This window comes from Pseudomonas sp. BS-2016 (assembly GCF_001806145.1).
GTDB lineage: Bacteria > Pseudomonadota > Gammaproteobacteria > Pseudomonadales > Pseudomonadaceae > Aquipseudomonas > Aquipseudomonas lundensis.
Genome location: NZ_MLCT01000015.1, coordinates 203,649 through 219,704 on the forward strand (window position 1 = coordinate 203,649; position 16,056 = coordinate 219,704).

Sequence of the window (16,056 nt, forward strand, 5' to 3'; positions counted from 1 at the left end):
TCCGATCAGCCATTTAGACTTTTTACTCACCCTTAAACTTCCTAGACTCAAGGTCTTTTCACGCCATGGAAGTTTATACATGCCCACCTCTTCAGCCACGCCAGTGCCCGACCTTCAACAACTTGGCATTCATCACGACTTCATTAAAAACGCAGTCCACGAGCCGGTCAGACAAGCCCCCCAACAGGTCTTATCCCAACTGCCCGATCATGCCCTTGATATCCCGCGCTGGTACAGCGACGCGTCTGACGCTCAACGTGAAGCCTTAAAAGAGATACAGGCGCTTAATAATGTGTCACTCACGGCCCTCAATACGTACCTCAATCAAATAAGCTCCGTTGAAGCCTTCGCCAAACCTTTATTGACCACTGCGCTGTTCACGCGTTTCGGCATCGAGTGCGATGTCGACAACAACATCATTACCCAGACCACACTTAATTACTTCACCCAGGAAGTCACCCGCACGACCACGCAAACATTGTTGCAAGCGGCGTTGAATAACTTCGAAGACAGTCAGGCCCAGGCGGGCGGTATCCCCAAAGGCTCGCACCTGTGGAGTCATAAATCTCAGGGCAATGACACCTCGGCGCCGCGCCTGATTGATATACCCCCTGTTGAATTCGCGCAGTTGTGCCGAGAACTGGATATTGGCGGTCAATATCAGACGCACTTGACGACCCTCTTCAATCCCGCCGACAACGCCGCGAAGAACCAGCTGTTTAAAACGTTCGAGCGCCATGAGCGCAATGTCATGATGTTGCAGGCACAAATTGCCCTGATGAAAGGTGACATCAGCGCCTCGACACACTCGATGTTGCTGGGTTATTGCCGGGGGGATAACAACCCCGTCTTCCATGGTTTGCCATTAACCTGTAACGCCCTGCAAATGGACGACATTCCCTTCAACTCGATGATCCTGTCCCATGGCGACCCGCTTGAGCGTGATCGCCGCTGCGTGCTGTATATCCCCGGCGATCCGATCAGTTGCATCAAGGAATATGCATCTGTGCGTCTGGCTGCGACCGATTGGTTATATAAAATGCAGGACCCGGAATACCGGCGTTTCTTTATTCATCTCGCACCCCAACGCCAAAAACTGCAACTGACCAAACGCTTGAATGCGCGTTTTATCGACAAGAACAACGACCCGCTGGAGATGACGCGCAACCCGATCAGCACGAACCTGTTCAGTTATCTGTTTGAACTTAAAAAATTCCAGCTCATGAACGACGCACGCTTTATTGCCGTGCCCACGGCAGAAATAAATCGGCTCTCGTTACTTAACCGCATCGAACATTATTTCGATGTCGGCCTGAATGTTTTAAATATCGCCGCACTGTTTGTTCCCGGCCTTGGGGAAGTGATGACCGTGGTGTTTGCCGCGCAGATCATGACCGACATTTACCACGGCATCGAGGCGTGGGAACAAGGCGATCAGGCGCAAGCCTGGTCTTACACCCGTAGCGTATTGCTGAACGTGGCTTTTATCGCTGCCGCTGGAAAGTTGGCCAAGGAATTCAAAGCCGCCCCGGCCATTGAACGGTCGCCCCTTGTGGAAGAACTCGACACCGTTGAAATGCCGGACGGCAAAACACAGCTATGGATGCCCGACCTCGCCCCCTTTGAGCATGATGTACCGCCCCACGCCGCTGCCAAGGTTGATCAGCGCGGTCTCTATACCCATGAGGGCAACAGTTATCTGGAACTCGAAGGCAAGCAGTATCAGGTTCAATACCAGGCCAACAACACCTATCGCTTGAAGCACCCCACCCGGACGAATGCGTATTCACCATTAATCACGTCCAATGGCCAGGGTGCCTGGACACACGAGATTGACGAGATTCAAACGTGGGAGCCGGCCACATTTGTGCGCCGCCTCGATGTTGCCCTTCAGGGACTGAGCGATGAGCAAGCGCTCAACTTTTTAAAGGTGTCTGGCACAGACGAATCAGCCGTCAGGCAGAGTTTTATCGATCAGCAACCTCCCCCCGCGTTACTGAGTGATTGCATCCAGCGCTTTAAGGCACGTCAGGACCTCAATGAATTCATTACACGCATGCACGCCGGGGACGTGCAGGCCGACCCGTTGTCACAGCTTCAAGTGCTGACCCATCCCGAGATCTGGCCTGCCAACAAACGCCTGCGTTGCATCGACAGCGCGGGCAACACACTGATCGAATATGGGCCGGTTCAAGCAGGCAAAGTGCCTGTGATCCAAGTGCTCGACAGCCAGGTGCGCCAAGGCCAGTTGTTTAAAACGGTGCTCATGTCGCTGGACACGGCAGAAATCATGGACCTGATCGGGGTAGATCCCCTGACAGGCACCTTTGAATCGGATATCAACGAACAGGTCAGGTTATTGGGCTCAAGGGTTGCCAAACACACTGAATATCTGCGCGAAGACCTGCTCGATGTGCAATACCGGCAGTCTCAGGAATCGGATGATCCACTGATTCAAACGCTGACCCGCAACGCCCCGACGTTACCGCTCTCAGCGGCCAACGAAATCATTGGCGCGGCCACATCCAGTGAAATCGTTCACCTTGAAGAGGGACGCGTTCCCTTGCGTTTGAAAGAAGAAGCCCGGCTTTTCGAGCAGGAAAACCGCTTGATGCGTGCCTATGAGGGACTGTACTTCGAGCACGCGCCCTCCCTGGACACCCAAAAACTGATCCTGCACAGCCTGGCCGAGATGCCGGGTTGGCCGAAGGATTTGCGACTGGAAGTGCACGACAGCACGCTTTCCGGGACCGTGATCGATGAAATCGGTGCCCCGGATGCTTCCATTCGTAAAGTGCTGGTCAAACAGGGCACTCGCTACATCACCTACAACGGCGAGCATCAAGAGCTGCACGGGCTGGATAACCTGTACGCCTCAGTGCTGCACGCCTTGCCTGATGCGCAACGGGCCGCGCTGGGTTTTCCATCCACCGCTCAGGGGAAATTGCTGGAAGAAGCACTGCTGGAGCGCCCCATTCTTACCCGCGCCAAAGCCAGAAAATTACTGAACTTACCCCCACAAACCACGGCGCCTCACTCTCCGTTACGCCGGGTCAAAGGGCGCATGGGCTACCCTCGGCTTGAAGCCGAAGGCGCGCGTTGTGTTCGGGCCCCCTTTGCCTGTATGTCGATGCACCCGCGACGGATCAGGCATTTGACAACAAAGCTGTTCCCGGCGCACAGCACGGAGAACATCCAGGGGTTTATCGGCGTTGACAGCCTGTTCAGCCGTGCGGGGTTGAGCCGGCTTGAGGCCTTGAACAAAGAGTTCAAGGCGTTGAAGAACAGCCTGGCCGATTGGCAAAACGAACCCCTGGAGTTTGTACAGTTCAGCGATGAGCATATTCGGCCGGTGCACATACGGGACAAAGCGCGTTTTGCCGACAAGCTGATCAAATGCTGGCAGCGCCATCCGGAATCCGGTGCGCTGATGCATGGCTCACGTTTGGACTTCAGCAATATTCAGCTCGGCAAACTGCCCACGCTGGAGGCTGATTTCAGTCATGTCACGTCCCTGAAAATGAATAACCAGTACTTGCATTCCAGTTATGACGCCTTTTTAAAACGCTTCCCCAATCTGAAAGAACTCAGCTTTGAATCGACCCATCTGCGCGAACTCCCTGAATCACTCTTCACGCTGCAAGGGCTGAGCACACTCAAGTTGCACAAAAACAAGTTGGCGCTCACCCCGGCAGCGGCCAGCAAACTCGCCACCTTAAAGAACCTCAAGGTGCTGGACCTCAGCCATAACAAGCTGGAACACCTGCCTGACTTCAGCCAGATGACAGAGTTACGCAGCCTGAATGTCAGCCAAAACCGACTCACGCAATGGCCTGCGGGCGTTGACGATTTACCTTTTTTAACCCAGCTCGACCTGCGCGGGAACAGGATCACGACCCTGCCAGAAGGGTATTTCCAGCTACCCGCGGACAGGCTCAGGGGCACGTTCTTGCATGACAACCCGTTAAACGCCCGTACCCATGATTCCGTCAACGAACTCAGAAGCCGTTTCGGGCTTGCGCTGGAGTCGCGGGTGCATGCCCCTGACACGCCGCACCCGGCCAATCTGTGGATGGCCCCGGACTTGCCTGCTGCCGACGTCAGTTTGAAAAATGACCTGTGGGACGCTTTGAGTGCAGAACCCGGCTCTGAGAGCTTCTTCAAGGTCATTCGAGACCTGGTGGCCAGTGCTGATTTTGAGCGTGATCGCGCACTGTTGACCGACAGGGTCTGGCGCGTCCTCGAAGCTGCTGCCATCGACAGCGACTACCGCGCCAGCGTGTTTGCCCACTCGATTGAAAACGAGACCTGCGTTGACCGGGTGGCGACTATTTTCAGCCGCTTCGGGTACAGGGTCTTATTGCGCGAAGCCTTGTTATCGGAGGGCGCCGAAAAAGAGCTCAAACTGCTGAAACTGATGAAAAGCGAAGTTCGACTCATTGAGCTCAACGACATCGCTGAGACCCAGATCGCGTTGCAGCAAGAGGCCTATAACGCCGCGTTACGCCAGGCTGTATTGCCCACATCGGACATTGCACAGCTCAAGCCTGACCCGCTTGAAGTCAAACTGATTTACCAGGTTGACCTGGCCAAACGGCTTGAGCTGCTTTGGCAGCCTGCGCATATGAAGTTCAGGAATGTGTCGAAGATAACGCCAGCGCAAATTGAGGACGCTTACCAGATCATCGTCAACAAAGAGGCCTCGCCCGGTTTTATGGCCAATCAGCTGCTTGAACTGGAGCCCTGGAAAAACCACATTGAAGCGGCCTACAAAGGCAATATCAAAACCAGTAACGCGTTGCTCGACCAGCGCTATCTCAACCTTGAAACCTTGAGTGAAAAACACAAGGCATGGGTCGATGCCGTGGCGGCGAACAATCAGGACGCCGTGGCCATGCTGGAAGGCGAACTCAAGGAACTGGCGCAGACGTTAGTCATTGATGAAAGCAAGGTGTTCACGCAGACCACTGCGTTTGAGGGTCTCTACAATGGCGAATTGACCACACTGGCCAACATGAAGAAAAAAAACCTGGTGCAGATCACCCAAGGCATTTTGGATAAAAAGCCCCTCGAAACGATTAAAGAGGAGTGAGTGAGCAACTTTAGCCGCCCCGTCTGTAGCAATTAGAGACAATGCGTCATATCAAGACTTTGCATTTACCGCTAATTGCCTTCACCCTGCGCGCCGCCGTTGTGCGGCGCGCAACCTCTGCCGCGCCTGCGGGTCTTTTTATAACCTTTGTCTGAGTACTGCCGTGATGACGACCGGACGCGACCACCGCATCGATTTCTTCCGCGGGCTGGCGCTGATTTTTATTTTCTGGGATCACATTCCGCACAACCCGCTGGCCGAACTGACCGTGCGCAATTTCGGTTTCAGCGATGCGGCGGAAATTTTTGTTTTTCTGGCCGGATACGCCGCCGTACTGGCTTACGGCAAGATCGCACAACGTGACGGCTTCGTTCGGGCAGGGATCAAAATCCTGCGCCGTGCCTGGGTGCTGTACGTGGTGCACATTTTTTTGCTGGCAGTGCTGATGGGCATCGTGTTCTTCGCCAACAGCCACGTCGAAACCCGTGATCTGGTGCAAGAAATGGGCTTGCAGTACTTCTTGAGCAACCCGCAGCAGGCGCTCACCGATGAGCTGTTACTGCGCTTCAAACCCAACCTGATGGACCCGTTGCCGCTCTACATTCTGCTGTTACTGGGGTTACCGCTGGTGTTGCCCCTGCTGCTGCGCGGGTGCGCCGTGGTGGTGGGCGTTTCGTTTCTGGTGTACCTCACAGCCCCCTACTGGAACTTGGCCGCACAGGAAGGCGGCGTGTGGTTTTTCAACCCGCTGGCGTGGCAGTTCCTGTTTGTCCTCGGGGGCGCTGCGTCCCTGTGGGCGCAACGCGACAAGGCGCCAGATCTGCGTCCCCTGACGCGCCAACCGATGTTCATTGGCGCTGCGTTGTACCTGCTGTTGACCGGGCTGCTGGCGTTGTCCTGGAAATGGCCTCAGGTACACGATGCAATTATCCCGCTGTGGCTGGGCGAACAGCTCTACCCGATCAGCAAGACCAACTTGTCCCCTGTGCGTTTATTGCACTTTCTGGCGTTGGCGTATGTGGCGGCAAAACTGGTGCCCCACAGCCATTGGCTCAACCTCTGGGTGGCACGGCAAACCTGTCGGATGGGGCGGTATTCGCTGGAAGTGTTTTGTCTGGGGGTGGTGCTGGCGCCGCTGGCTGACATGCTCAATGCACTGGGCGGTGACACGCTGGCGATCAAACTGATCAGCGCCGTGTTGGGCGTGGGGATGATGGCGGTACTGGCAGCGTGGCTGGACTGGAACAAACAGTTGAATGCCACTGCAAAATAACCGTGCCGCAATGAGTTCACTCGCTCCGGCACGGTGTGTCACTGGGTCAGTGCATCAGCTTTTTTTCAGCTGCGCGCCCGGGTTCGGCTCGCTCACCTGAGTCGGCTGCAACTTGAACACGTAAAACAGCACGGTCAGCAGGATCAGAAACGCAGGCCCTACAAACAGCGCCACGCGTGTCTCCACGAAGTACGCCATCAGCCCGACCACCAACAGCAAGAACGCCAAAGCGGCATAGGAGCTGTACGGGTACAGCCACATGCGGTATTTGAGGGCGGCGGCTTCTTCCGGGCTCAGGTTTTTGCGGAAGCGCAGTTGCGCCAGCAGAATCATCAACCAGGTCCAGATCGCGCCGAAGGTGGCGATGGCCGTCACCCACACAAACACTTTTTCCGGGGCCAGGTAGTTCAACACCACGCCCAACAGCAACATCGCAATCGACAGCAGCAACGCCTGACGCGGCACGCCGTTCTTGGAGGTTGTACCGAAATTGGCAGGCGCCTGACCATTCTGCGCCAGGCTATAGAGCATGCGCCCGGTGCTGAAAATGCCGCCGTTGCACGACGACAATGCCGCCGTAATGACCACGAAGTTGATGATACCGGCAGCGGTCTTGATGCCCAGACGCTCAAAGGTCATCACGAACGGGCTGCCCTGGGTGCCGATTTCGTTCCATGGATAAATCGACAGGATCACGAACAGCGCGCCCACGTAGAACAACAGAATGCGCCAGAACACCGAGCCAATCGCGCTCGGAATGGTTTTTTGCGGGTTTTTCGCTTCACCGGCGGTGAGGCCGATCATCTCAACGCCCAGGTACGCAAACATCACCATTTGCAGGGACATCAGCACGCCCTGCACGCCATTGGGCATGAAGCCGCCGTGGGTCCACAGGTTGGAAATACCCAGCGCGACGCCATCGTTGCCAAAACCGAAGGCGATGATACCGATGCCACCGAGCACCATCGCAATGATGGTCACGATCTTGATCAGGGCAAACCAGAACTCGAACTCACCGAACGCCTTGACCGCGATCAGGTTGATCGAGCCCATGCTGATCAGCGCCGCGAGCGCCCAGATCCAGCGCGGGACATCCGGGAACCAGATCCCCATGTACACCGCCACCGCCGTGATTTCCGCGACGCAGGTCACCAGCCACAGGAACCAGTAGTTCCAGCCCGTCAAAAAGCCCGCCAACGGGCCCAGATAATCTTGTGCGTAGCGGCTGAACGAGCCGGCTACCGGGTTGTGCACGGCCATTTCGCCGAGCGCGCGCATGATCACCAGAATGGCCAGGCCACCGATGATGTACGACAGCATGATGGCAGGGCCTGCCATTTCAATTGCCTTGGCCGAGCCCAGGAACAGGCCGACGCCGATACAGGCGCCAAGCGCCATCAAGCGAATGTGACGCTCGCCCAGTTCACGCTTGAGCGGACCGCCCTGAGCGGTGTCGCTGTGGGGCTGGTGGTTGCCGACTGGCATAAAAGTACAACCTCATATTGTTATTGGATGTGGCATCAATCGGGCGCTCTATCAAGCCGGGCGTGTGGCCCGGCTCCCCTCTTGATCGGCCCGGACCTCGTGGGTCGGCAGGTCAAAAGGGAAATGCCCTACTGAGATCGGCGGCGAGTATTGCACAGCGTTGGTGCACAGTCATGCCCCTACCTAGGACGTATTTACCTTACTTGAAGGCTCTATCCCTACACTCTTGGGACAAACGCCTTACAGCCGCAAGTGGGGCAACGGGTGGAAATCCCACGCGAAGAACGGCACACAAAGTTCTCGTGCCCGTGGCCCACCGTCTACGCTTGATTCAAGCGCAGCCAAAATGCGCACGTGGATCGGTCAACTATGGGCGCACTGTGGCATTCAACCTCCAGCAAACTCGCAGTGCCTGATACGGCAGTGGAGGACGCCCCGTCCCCGGCCCCACGGCACCGCGGGCGGCGTTATGGCTGGATGGCGTTGGGCGTGCTGCTGTTGATCGCGCTGGTGGTTCTGGGGTTCGCCATCGAAAAAGAAGTGCGCACTTCCCGGCTACAGGCGCAAGCGTTCAGTCGCTTTGCCGCAGCCCTGAACTATTCGATGCACGCGGGCGCCAGCGACTCCATGCTGTATCCCGGCGCAGGGCCGTTCGACAAGCGCTTGGGTTACAGCTCGCTGGGCGACTTTTTGCCGCGCCTGTTAAAACGCGATTACGTGATTGCCGAGCAAACTCGCTTCTCGCCAGAACTGTTGAGCTACAGCAAGAAAGGGTTTTTCGTCCCCTACTCGGAAAAAATTCAGGCCGGGCTCTCCATTACGGATTGCTCGGGCGCGCCGCTGTACCACTACAACTACCCGCAGCAGCTGTATTCCGACTTCGCCAGTATCCCGCCCGTGGTGGTGCAGAGCTTGCTGTTCATTGAAAACCGCGACTTGCTCGACCCCGCCCAGCCGTTGGCCAACCCGGCGGTGGACTGGCCGCGCTTCGCCATGGCCGCCTGGTCACAGGTGGCCAAATTACTCCACTTGCCCGGCCAGTCAGCGGGTGGCAGCACGCTAGCCACCCAGCTTGAAAAGTACCGGCACTCCCCCGATGGGCTGACCGTGTCGGGCAGTGAAAAACTGCGGCAGATGGTTTCTGCCAGCGTGCGCGCATATCAGGATGGCCCCGACACCTTAAAAGCACGCCAGACGATTGTGCGTGACTACCTCAACAGTGTGCCGTTGTCGGCGGTGCCCGGGCATGGCGAGGTGCACGGTATGGCCGAGGGCTTGCGCGTCTGGTACGGCGCCGATTTCAACCAGGTCAATCAGCACCTGGCCAGCACCGCCAGCGACCCGCAAAGCCTGGCGCAACGCGGGTTGGCGCTGCGCGAAGTGCTGTCACTGATGATTGCCCAACGCCGACCTTCGCATTATTTGGCCAAAGGCCGCGACGAGCTGGCGGTGCTGACTGACAGCCATATCCGCCTGCTGGCCCAGAATCAGGTGATCAACCCTGCACTGACCACTGCGGCATTGGCCAGCCGTGTGGCTTACCGGGACTGGAACACCGCCCCGACGATCCAGCCGATCGAAACCAACAAAGGCATCAGCGTGGCCCGCGGTCGTTTGTCGGCCCTGCTCCAACGCCCGCTGTATGACCTTGACCGCCTCGACCTGTCAGCCACCAGCACCTTGCAGTACGACTTGCAGCGCCAGGTCAGCGAATACTTGCGCAAACTGGCCGACCCCGCTGTTGCCGGCAAACTCGGACTGCTGGGCGAGCGGTTGCTGACCCCCAGCAGCACGGCGCAGGTGCGTTACAGCTTCACCTTGTTTGAGCTGACGCCCGATGGCGCCCGCGCACGGGTGCAAACCGACAGCACGGACCAGCCGTTCGACATCAATGAAGGCAGCAAACTGGAGCTGGGCTCGACCGCCAAGCTGCGGGTGATGACCACTTACCTGCAAATCATCGCCGAGTTGCATGAGCGTTACGGGGGCCAGTCCAGCGCCAACCTGAAGAAAGTCCAGATCAATGAGCAAGACCGCTTGAGCCGCTGGGCCGTGGACTACTTGATCCGCGACCCGAACGCGAGCCTTGCCGGCATGCTCGATGCAGCGCTCAACCGCACCTATTCGGCAAATCCGGGGGAGCGTTTTTTCACCGGCGGCGGCATGCATCACTTCAATAACTTCCGCGTTCAGGACAATGGCCGCAACCCGACCCTGCGTGACGCGATCCGTGAATCCATCAACCTGCCGTTTGTGCGCCTGATGCGCGATGTGGTGCGTTACACGACGTATCAGGCGCCGAGCAACAGCGCAGAACTGCTCAAGGACGACCTCAACCCCCGTCGGCAGGAATACCTGGCGCGCTTTGCGGACCGTGAAGGCACCACCTACATGCTCAAGTTCTGGAAAAAGTACAAAGGCAAGGACACGCAGGCGCGCCTCGATACCTTTCTGGACAGCATGCACCCCACCCCTATTCGCATGGCGGCGGTCCACCGGTATCTGTTTCCGCGCGCCGATCAGGCGACCTTCAACAGTTTCGTGCGTTCGCATTTACGCAGTGACAAGGTCCCTGACGAGCGCCTGGCCAAGCTCTATCAAAGCTACGGCCCTGGCGCGTATGACCTGCCGGATCAAGGCTACATTGCCAAGGTCCACCCGCTGGACCTGTGGCTGATGGGCTATTTGCTGAACAACCCGCAAGCCACCTTCCAGCAAGCCGTCACCGCCAGCCAGTTTGAGCGTCAGGAGGTTTACAGCTGGCTGTTCAAAAGCCGACACAAGAGTGCCCGTGACAGCCGGATTCGCACGATGCTGGAGATTGAAGCGTTCCTCGATATCCACCAGCGCTGGCAGAAAGTCGGCTACCCGTTTGATCACTTGGTGCCTTCACTGGCCACCGCGCTGGGCAGCTCGGGGGATCGTCCGGCAGCGCTCTCCGAGCTGATGGGGATTATCTTGAACGATGGCGTGCGTTTGCCGGTGTTGCGCATCGATACCCTGCATTTCGCCGCCGACACCCCCTACGAAACCCGCCTGATCAATGACCCGGACAAAGGCGAGCGGGTCATGCCCAGTGAAGTGGCCAACGCACTGCGCGAGGCCCTGTCACAGGTGGTGGACGCCGGTACGGCACGCCGTGTGTCCGGCAGCTTTAAACAACCCGACGGCGCTGTGCTGGCCATGGGCGGCAAAACCGGCACCGGCGATAACCGCATCGAAAGCATGGGTGCTGGCGGGCGCCTTATCAGCTCCAAGTCGATCAACCGCACGGCGACCTTTGTGTTCTACATCGGCGAACAGCACTTTGGCACCCTGACAGCGTTTGTGCCGGGCCGCTCGGCCGAAGCCTTCACATTCACCTCCGCGTTGCCGGTGCAAGTGCTCAAAGGCATGGCGCCCATCCTCACGCCCTATCTGCAACCCGCCACCCACACGTTGTGTCATCCGCCCACCGCGCAGTTGTAACGCCTGCCCAAACACCCGCATCTGAAAAAACGCCGGCGCTCACTTGAGAATCGTTACCGTTCATCCTTTCAGCTTGAACACTCTTAAGATATATCTTAAGTTGTATCTAACTTATACAGAGAGCGAAGAGAACATGAGCGAACATCATCACCCCCACCACCGAGAGCATGGCGTGCACGCGGATGGTTTCGAGAAGCGCCCCGGCCGTGAACGCGGTGGACGAGGCCCTCGTGTGTTTGCCCCGGGCGATCTGAAATTGCTGCTGCTGGCCCTGATCGCCGAACAGCCTTGCCACGGCTATGACCTGATCCGCCAGATCGAAACCCTGTTCGAGGGCGCGTACAGCCCAAGCCCCGGCGTGATTTACCCGACCCTGACGTTCCTTGAAGAAAGCGAGATGATTCAGGGCGAAACCGAAGGCGGTAAAAAGCGTTATGCCATCACCGAGGCGGGTCGCCAGTCGTTGACTGAACAGGCGATTGCGCTGGACGGCGTGCGGATGCGCATTGACGTGAGCAAGCGCTCGCTGCGCGGCCATGACCGGCCGGAAGAAATCCACGAGGCCGTGCACAACCTGCGCCACGCCCTGCAAATGCACCACGGCCGCTGGAACCCGGAAGAAATCCTGCGCGTTCGCGACCTGCTCAACACCACCGCCAAAGCCATCGTCGACGGCCCCGTGACTCCCCGGCCCACGCAGGAGAATGCCCAATGAATGCCGCAACGCCGCAGACCATTCACCGCGTCATGCATGAAATCAAACGCCGAAAACTGACGGTACTGCGTCTCGTCGACCTGACCCCGCGCATGCGCCGCATCACCGTCGGCGGGCCTGAGCTGGCCGGTTTTATCAGCCTGGGCAGCGATGACCACGTGAAGCTGTTCTTCCCGCAAACCGCTGAAGAACAGGCGTCACTTGAAGGGCTGGAGCTGAGCGCCGGCCTGAAAAGCAGCAGCCTGCCACCGATGCGCGACTACACGCCGCGTCGCTTTGATCTGAAGACAGGCGAACTGGACATCGATTTCGTGCTGCACGGCGACGGCCCTGCGTCCACTTGGGCGGCGCAGGCGCAACCCGGCCAAACCCTGCACATCGGCGGCCCGCGGGGCTCAATGGTGGTGCCGGATATGTTCGACAGTTATCTGCTGATCGGCGACGAAACGGCCCTGCCCGCCATCGCCCGCCGTTTGGAAGAGTTGCCGGCCAACCGCCGGGCCACGGTGGTGGTTGAGGTCGAAAATGCGGCAGAAGAACAACCGCTCCAAAGCGCCGCGAGCGTTGAGGTGATCTGGGTCCACCGCGATCAGGCCACTGAAGACCTGCTCAAAACGGTCGCGCAATTGAAGATGCCCGAAGGCCATTTGTACGCATGGGTGGCGACCGAAAGCGCACTGTCGCGCAAAGTGCGCAGAGTGTTGCTCGACACCCATGGTTTGAATGACGAGTGGGTGAAAGCCGCTGGCTACTGGCGGCTGGACACCAGCGCCGAAGAATAAACCGCCTGGCGGATCGCTGGCACAGCGCCATGATTCACCGGCGCTCATCTCCTACTTCCAGCGATCCAGCCCCACCACGATGACGGCCACGACGATAAACCCCGCCAATATGCCGCTGGCATTCAGGATCGTCAGCGCGTAGCCCAGCTTGTCTACATCCACAAACGGATACGGGTAGACGCCTAACAGATGCCCGCGTAGCAGGATGTAGCCGAAGTACACGAGCGGGTACAGCACCCACAGCCCGATGTGACGGATACGCAGCGCCCCTTTAGGCACGCACCACCACCAATACAGCGCGTACAGCACCGGCATCACATCGTGCAGCAGCTCATTGGCGAGCCATTGCAGCCCCTCGGGTTGCCAAAGGTTGCGCAACAACAGGCTGTAGGCAACGCCCACCACGATCATGCTCACGCAAATTCCGCTGCTGACCTTGGGTTGCAGGAAAAACCGCCTGCCCGCCGAGTCAAGCCGCGTGGCTTGGCAGGTCAATACCGCTGCGGCCAGGGTGTTGGTGAGGATGGTGAAGAAACCGAAGTAATTCACCAGCCCGCCCAACAGGCTGGCGCCTGACGTCCAGCGCGCCATCAGGATCAGGTCGAGCTGAATCGCCAAGCCGCTCCAGCCGAGGATCGCCAGCCAGGAGCACAGCGTGCGTACAGTGGCTGCGCTGAATGTCGTCGGGCGAGAAGTCATCGGGCCGTCAAATATCGCGCTTGGTGCGGGCGTATTTCACATACAGCTTCTCAACCTTTTCCCGCGCCCAAGGGGTTTTACGCAAGAAGGTCAGGCTCGACTTGATGCTCGGGTCACTCTTGAAGCAGCGAATATCAATGCGTTGCGCCAGCCCTTCCCACCCGTAATGCGCCACCAGCGCGGTCAGGATGTATTCGAGCGTCACGCCGTGCAGGGGATCGTTGTTGGGTTCAGTCATGCCGAGCCTTAAGTAAGCAAAAGAAGGAAAGCCGCGCACCTTAGCCGAGCGCTGCCTCAGGGGGAAGTGCGAGTGCCCTGCCGCAGTTTAGCCCTGAGTGGGCATACGGGATGAAAGTTCCCCTTGGCGACCATTAAAGCGATGTTATATTGTAACTATTATTATCCCGATAGCGCGTACGCCGCGTCCGTTTTTCGCTGCCCACCTTGCCAAGGAACTTGCAATGTCGTCCCCTGCTTTGCCCCGCCCTCTTCGCCGTTTACCCCTCACCCCGTTGGCCGCCGCTCTGCTCATCGCCTCTCCCGCCTACGCTTTGGAACTGCAACCCCAAGTGATTACCGGCAACCCGCTGGGCAGCAGTCAACTGGCGTCCCCGACCACCGTGCTCGAAGGTGACGACCTGACCCTGCAACAGCAAGGCAGCCTGGGTGAAACCCTGAACAAGCAACCCGGCGTGTCGTCGTCCTACTTTGGGCCGGGCGCCAGCCGCCCGATCATTCGCGGCCTCGATGGCGACCGTATCCGCCTACTGCGCAATGGGGTGGGCGCGCTGGATGCCTCGTCACTGTCCTATGACCACGCCGTGCCGCTGGACCCGGTCAACGTCGAACGGATTGAAATAGTGCGCGGCCCCGCTGCCCTGCTGTACGGCGGCAATGCGATTGGCGGGGTGGTCAACACCTTTGACAATCGCATCCCCACCGAGGCCATTGAGGGCATTCAGGGTGCCGGGGAACTGCGTTATGGCGGCGCAGCCACAACGCGCAGCAGCGCAGGCAAACTCGAAGCCGGCGATGGCAGCTTCGCCTTGCACCTGGACGCGAATGCACGGACCTTCAATGACCTGAAAATCCCCGGCTACGCACGCAGCCGTCATGCACCGCAAAGCGAAGACGGCGACGAGAAGAAAGGCCGTCTGGGCAACAGCAATGGCCGACAGGATGGCGGTGCTGTCGGCGGTTCCTACACGTGGGACGACGGATACGCGGGCCTGTCCTACAGCAACTACGACGCCAACTACGGTTCGCCAGCGGAGCAGGATGTGCGCATCCGCATGAAACAGGACCACTACGCGTTCGCCTCAGAGCTGCGCAACCTGCAAGGCCCCTTCAGCTCACTGAAATTCAACGCGGGCTATACCGACTATGAGCACCGTGAAATCGAAGACGGCGAAGTCGGCACCACCTTTAAAAACAAGGGGTATGAAGCCCGGATAGAGGCCAGGCACGTACCCCTGGGCCCTCTTAATGGAGTGGTGGGTGCACAGGTCAATCGCAATGAGTTTTCTGCCTTGGGCGAGGAAGCGTTCGTCCCGCACACCGACACCCACAGCGGCGCGCTATTCATTCTCGAAGAGCTTCAGGCCACCGACCGCCTCACACTCAGCCTGGGCGGACGACTGGAGCACACGGTGGTTGACCCGGACGCCAAAGGCAATGAGCGCTTCAGCGCAGCGGACAGCTCAAAAAACTTCACCGCTGGCAGCGTCTCTTCAGGCGCAGTCTTTAGCCTGACGCCGGTCTGGTCGCTGGCAGCCACGCTGGGCTACACCGAGCGCGCCCCGACGTTCTACGAGCTGTACGCCAACGGGGCACACGTGGCCACCGGCACCTATGAAGTGGGCAACGCCAACCTGTCGAAAGAAAAAGCCGTCTCCAGCGACTTGGCACTGCGTTTTGACAACGGCACCCACACAGGCAGCGTTGGCGTGTTCTACAGCCATTTCTCCCATTACATCGGCCTTCTGGGCACAGGTCGCACGCTCAATGACGAAGGCGAACCTGACGCTGATGGCATGCCCGAATACACCTACTCCGGGGTTCGCGCACGTTTCACCGGGTTTGAAGCGAAAGATCACTGGAAGCTGGGCGAAAGCGCCTACGGTAAATTTGCACTGGAACTGTCGGGCGATTACACCCGCGCCACCAACCTCGACACCGGCCAAGCCCTGCCGCGGATTGCCCCCTTGCGCCTGAGCAGCGGTTTGCTCTGGGAGCTGGACCGCTGGCAGGCGCGGGTGGACGTCGAACACGCCAGCAATCAGGGGCGCGTCCCGGACAACGAGTCCGGCACCGACGGCTACACCACGTTGGGCGCCAGCGCCGGTTATCACTTTGATGTGGGCGGCAGCCAATGGCTGGCATTCGTCAAGGGCGAGAACCTGACCAACCAGACCGTGCGTTATGCCAGCTCGATTCTGCGAGACATCGCACCAGCCCCTGGCCGCAGCATTGAAGTGGGCTTGCGTACGACGTTTTAACGCAAGCGGCTAGCAAAAACGCCTGCGGCCCACGCCCGCAGGCG

The 16,056-nt window shown here is 58.7% G+C and carries 9 protein-coding genes; 6 read left to right on the forward strand and 3 right to left on the reverse strand.

The genetic code is table 11. The features are described 5' to 3' along the window. Nucleotides 1-79 precede the first annotated feature (79 nt). Both BKD70_RS25540 and BKD70_RS06395 read left to right on the forward strand, forming a co-directional pair. Nucleotides 80-5,092 carry a dermonecrotic toxin domain-containing protein gene (locus BKD70_RS25540; protein ID WP_047273940.1) on the forward strand — a complete coding sequence of 1,671 codons (5,013 nt, stop codon included), beginning with the start codon at nt 80-82 and terminating at the stop codon, nt 5,090-5,092. 166 nt (nt 5,093-5,258) lie between these two features. Next, the gene (locus tag BKD70_RS06395; RefSeq protein WP_047273938.1) at nt 5,259-6,365 is read left to right on the forward strand and encodes an OpgC domain-containing protein; all 1,107 of its coding nucleotides are present in this window, start codon (nt 5,259-5,261) and stop codon (nt 6,363-6,365) included. Between the two features lie 54 nt (nt 6,366-6,419). On the opposite strand, the gene BKD70_RS06400 is transcribed toward BKD70_RS06395, so the two are convergent. Beyond that, nucleotides 6,420-7,850: an amino acid permease gene (locus BKD70_RS06400; RefSeq protein WP_047273936.1), complete on the reverse strand. Its 1,431-nt coding sequence runs from the start codon at nt 7,848-7,850 to the stop codon at nt 6,420-6,422. 369 nt (nt 7,851-8,219) lie between these two features. Here BKD70_RS06400 and BKD70_RS06405 point away from each other — a divergent pair, with 369 nt between their 5' ends. From BKD70_RS06405 to BKD70_RS06415, 3 genes are all read left to right on the forward strand, one after another. Then, nucleotides 8,220-11,318, forward strand: coding sequence for a transglycosylase domain-containing protein (locus tag BKD70_RS06405; RefSeq protein ID WP_047273934.1), 3,099 nt, complete (start codon nt 8,220-8,222; stop codon nt 11,316-11,318). Between the two features lie 133 nt (nt 11,319-11,451). After that, entirely contained in the window at nt 11,452-12,033 is a 582-nt protein-coding gene (locus BKD70_RS06410) for a PadR family transcriptional regulator (RefSeq protein ID WP_047273932.1), read from the forward strand. After that, the gene (locus BKD70_RS06415) at nt 12,030-12,815 is read left to right on the forward strand and encodes a siderophore-interacting protein (RefSeq protein WP_047273930.1); all 786 of its coding nucleotides are present in this window, start codon (nt 12,030-12,032) and stop codon (nt 12,813-12,815) included. The genes BKD70_RS06410 and BKD70_RS06415 overlap by 4 nt, the downstream gene beginning before the upstream one ends. Nucleotides 12,816-12,866: 51 nt before the next feature. On the opposite strand, the gene BKD70_RS06420 is transcribed toward BKD70_RS06415, so the two are convergent. Together BKD70_RS06420 and BKD70_RS06425 are read right to left on the reverse strand one after the other, a co-directional pair. Beyond that, complete coding sequence (locus BKD70_RS06420; RefSeq protein ID WP_047273928.1) at nt 12,867-13,514, reverse strand: Pr6Pr family membrane protein; 648 nt, start codon at nt 13,512-13,514, stop codon at nt 12,867-12,869. Between the two features lie 7 nt (nt 13,515-13,521). Next, on the reverse strand, nt 13,522-13,752 hold the full coding sequence (locus BKD70_RS06425) for a VF530 family DNA-binding protein (protein ID WP_047273926.1): 231 nt from the start codon (nt 13,750-13,752) through the stop codon (nt 13,522-13,524). A gap of 223 nt (nt 13,753-13,975) precedes the next feature. Between BKD70_RS06425 and BKD70_RS06430 the strand changes: the two genes are divergently transcribed. Then, the gene (locus BKD70_RS06430; protein WP_047273924.1) at nt 13,976-16,012 is read left to right on the forward strand and encodes a TonB-dependent receptor; all 2,037 of its coding nucleotides are present in this window, start codon (nt 13,976-13,978) and stop codon (nt 16,010-16,012) included. Nucleotides 16,013-16,056: the final 44 nt, after the last annotated feature.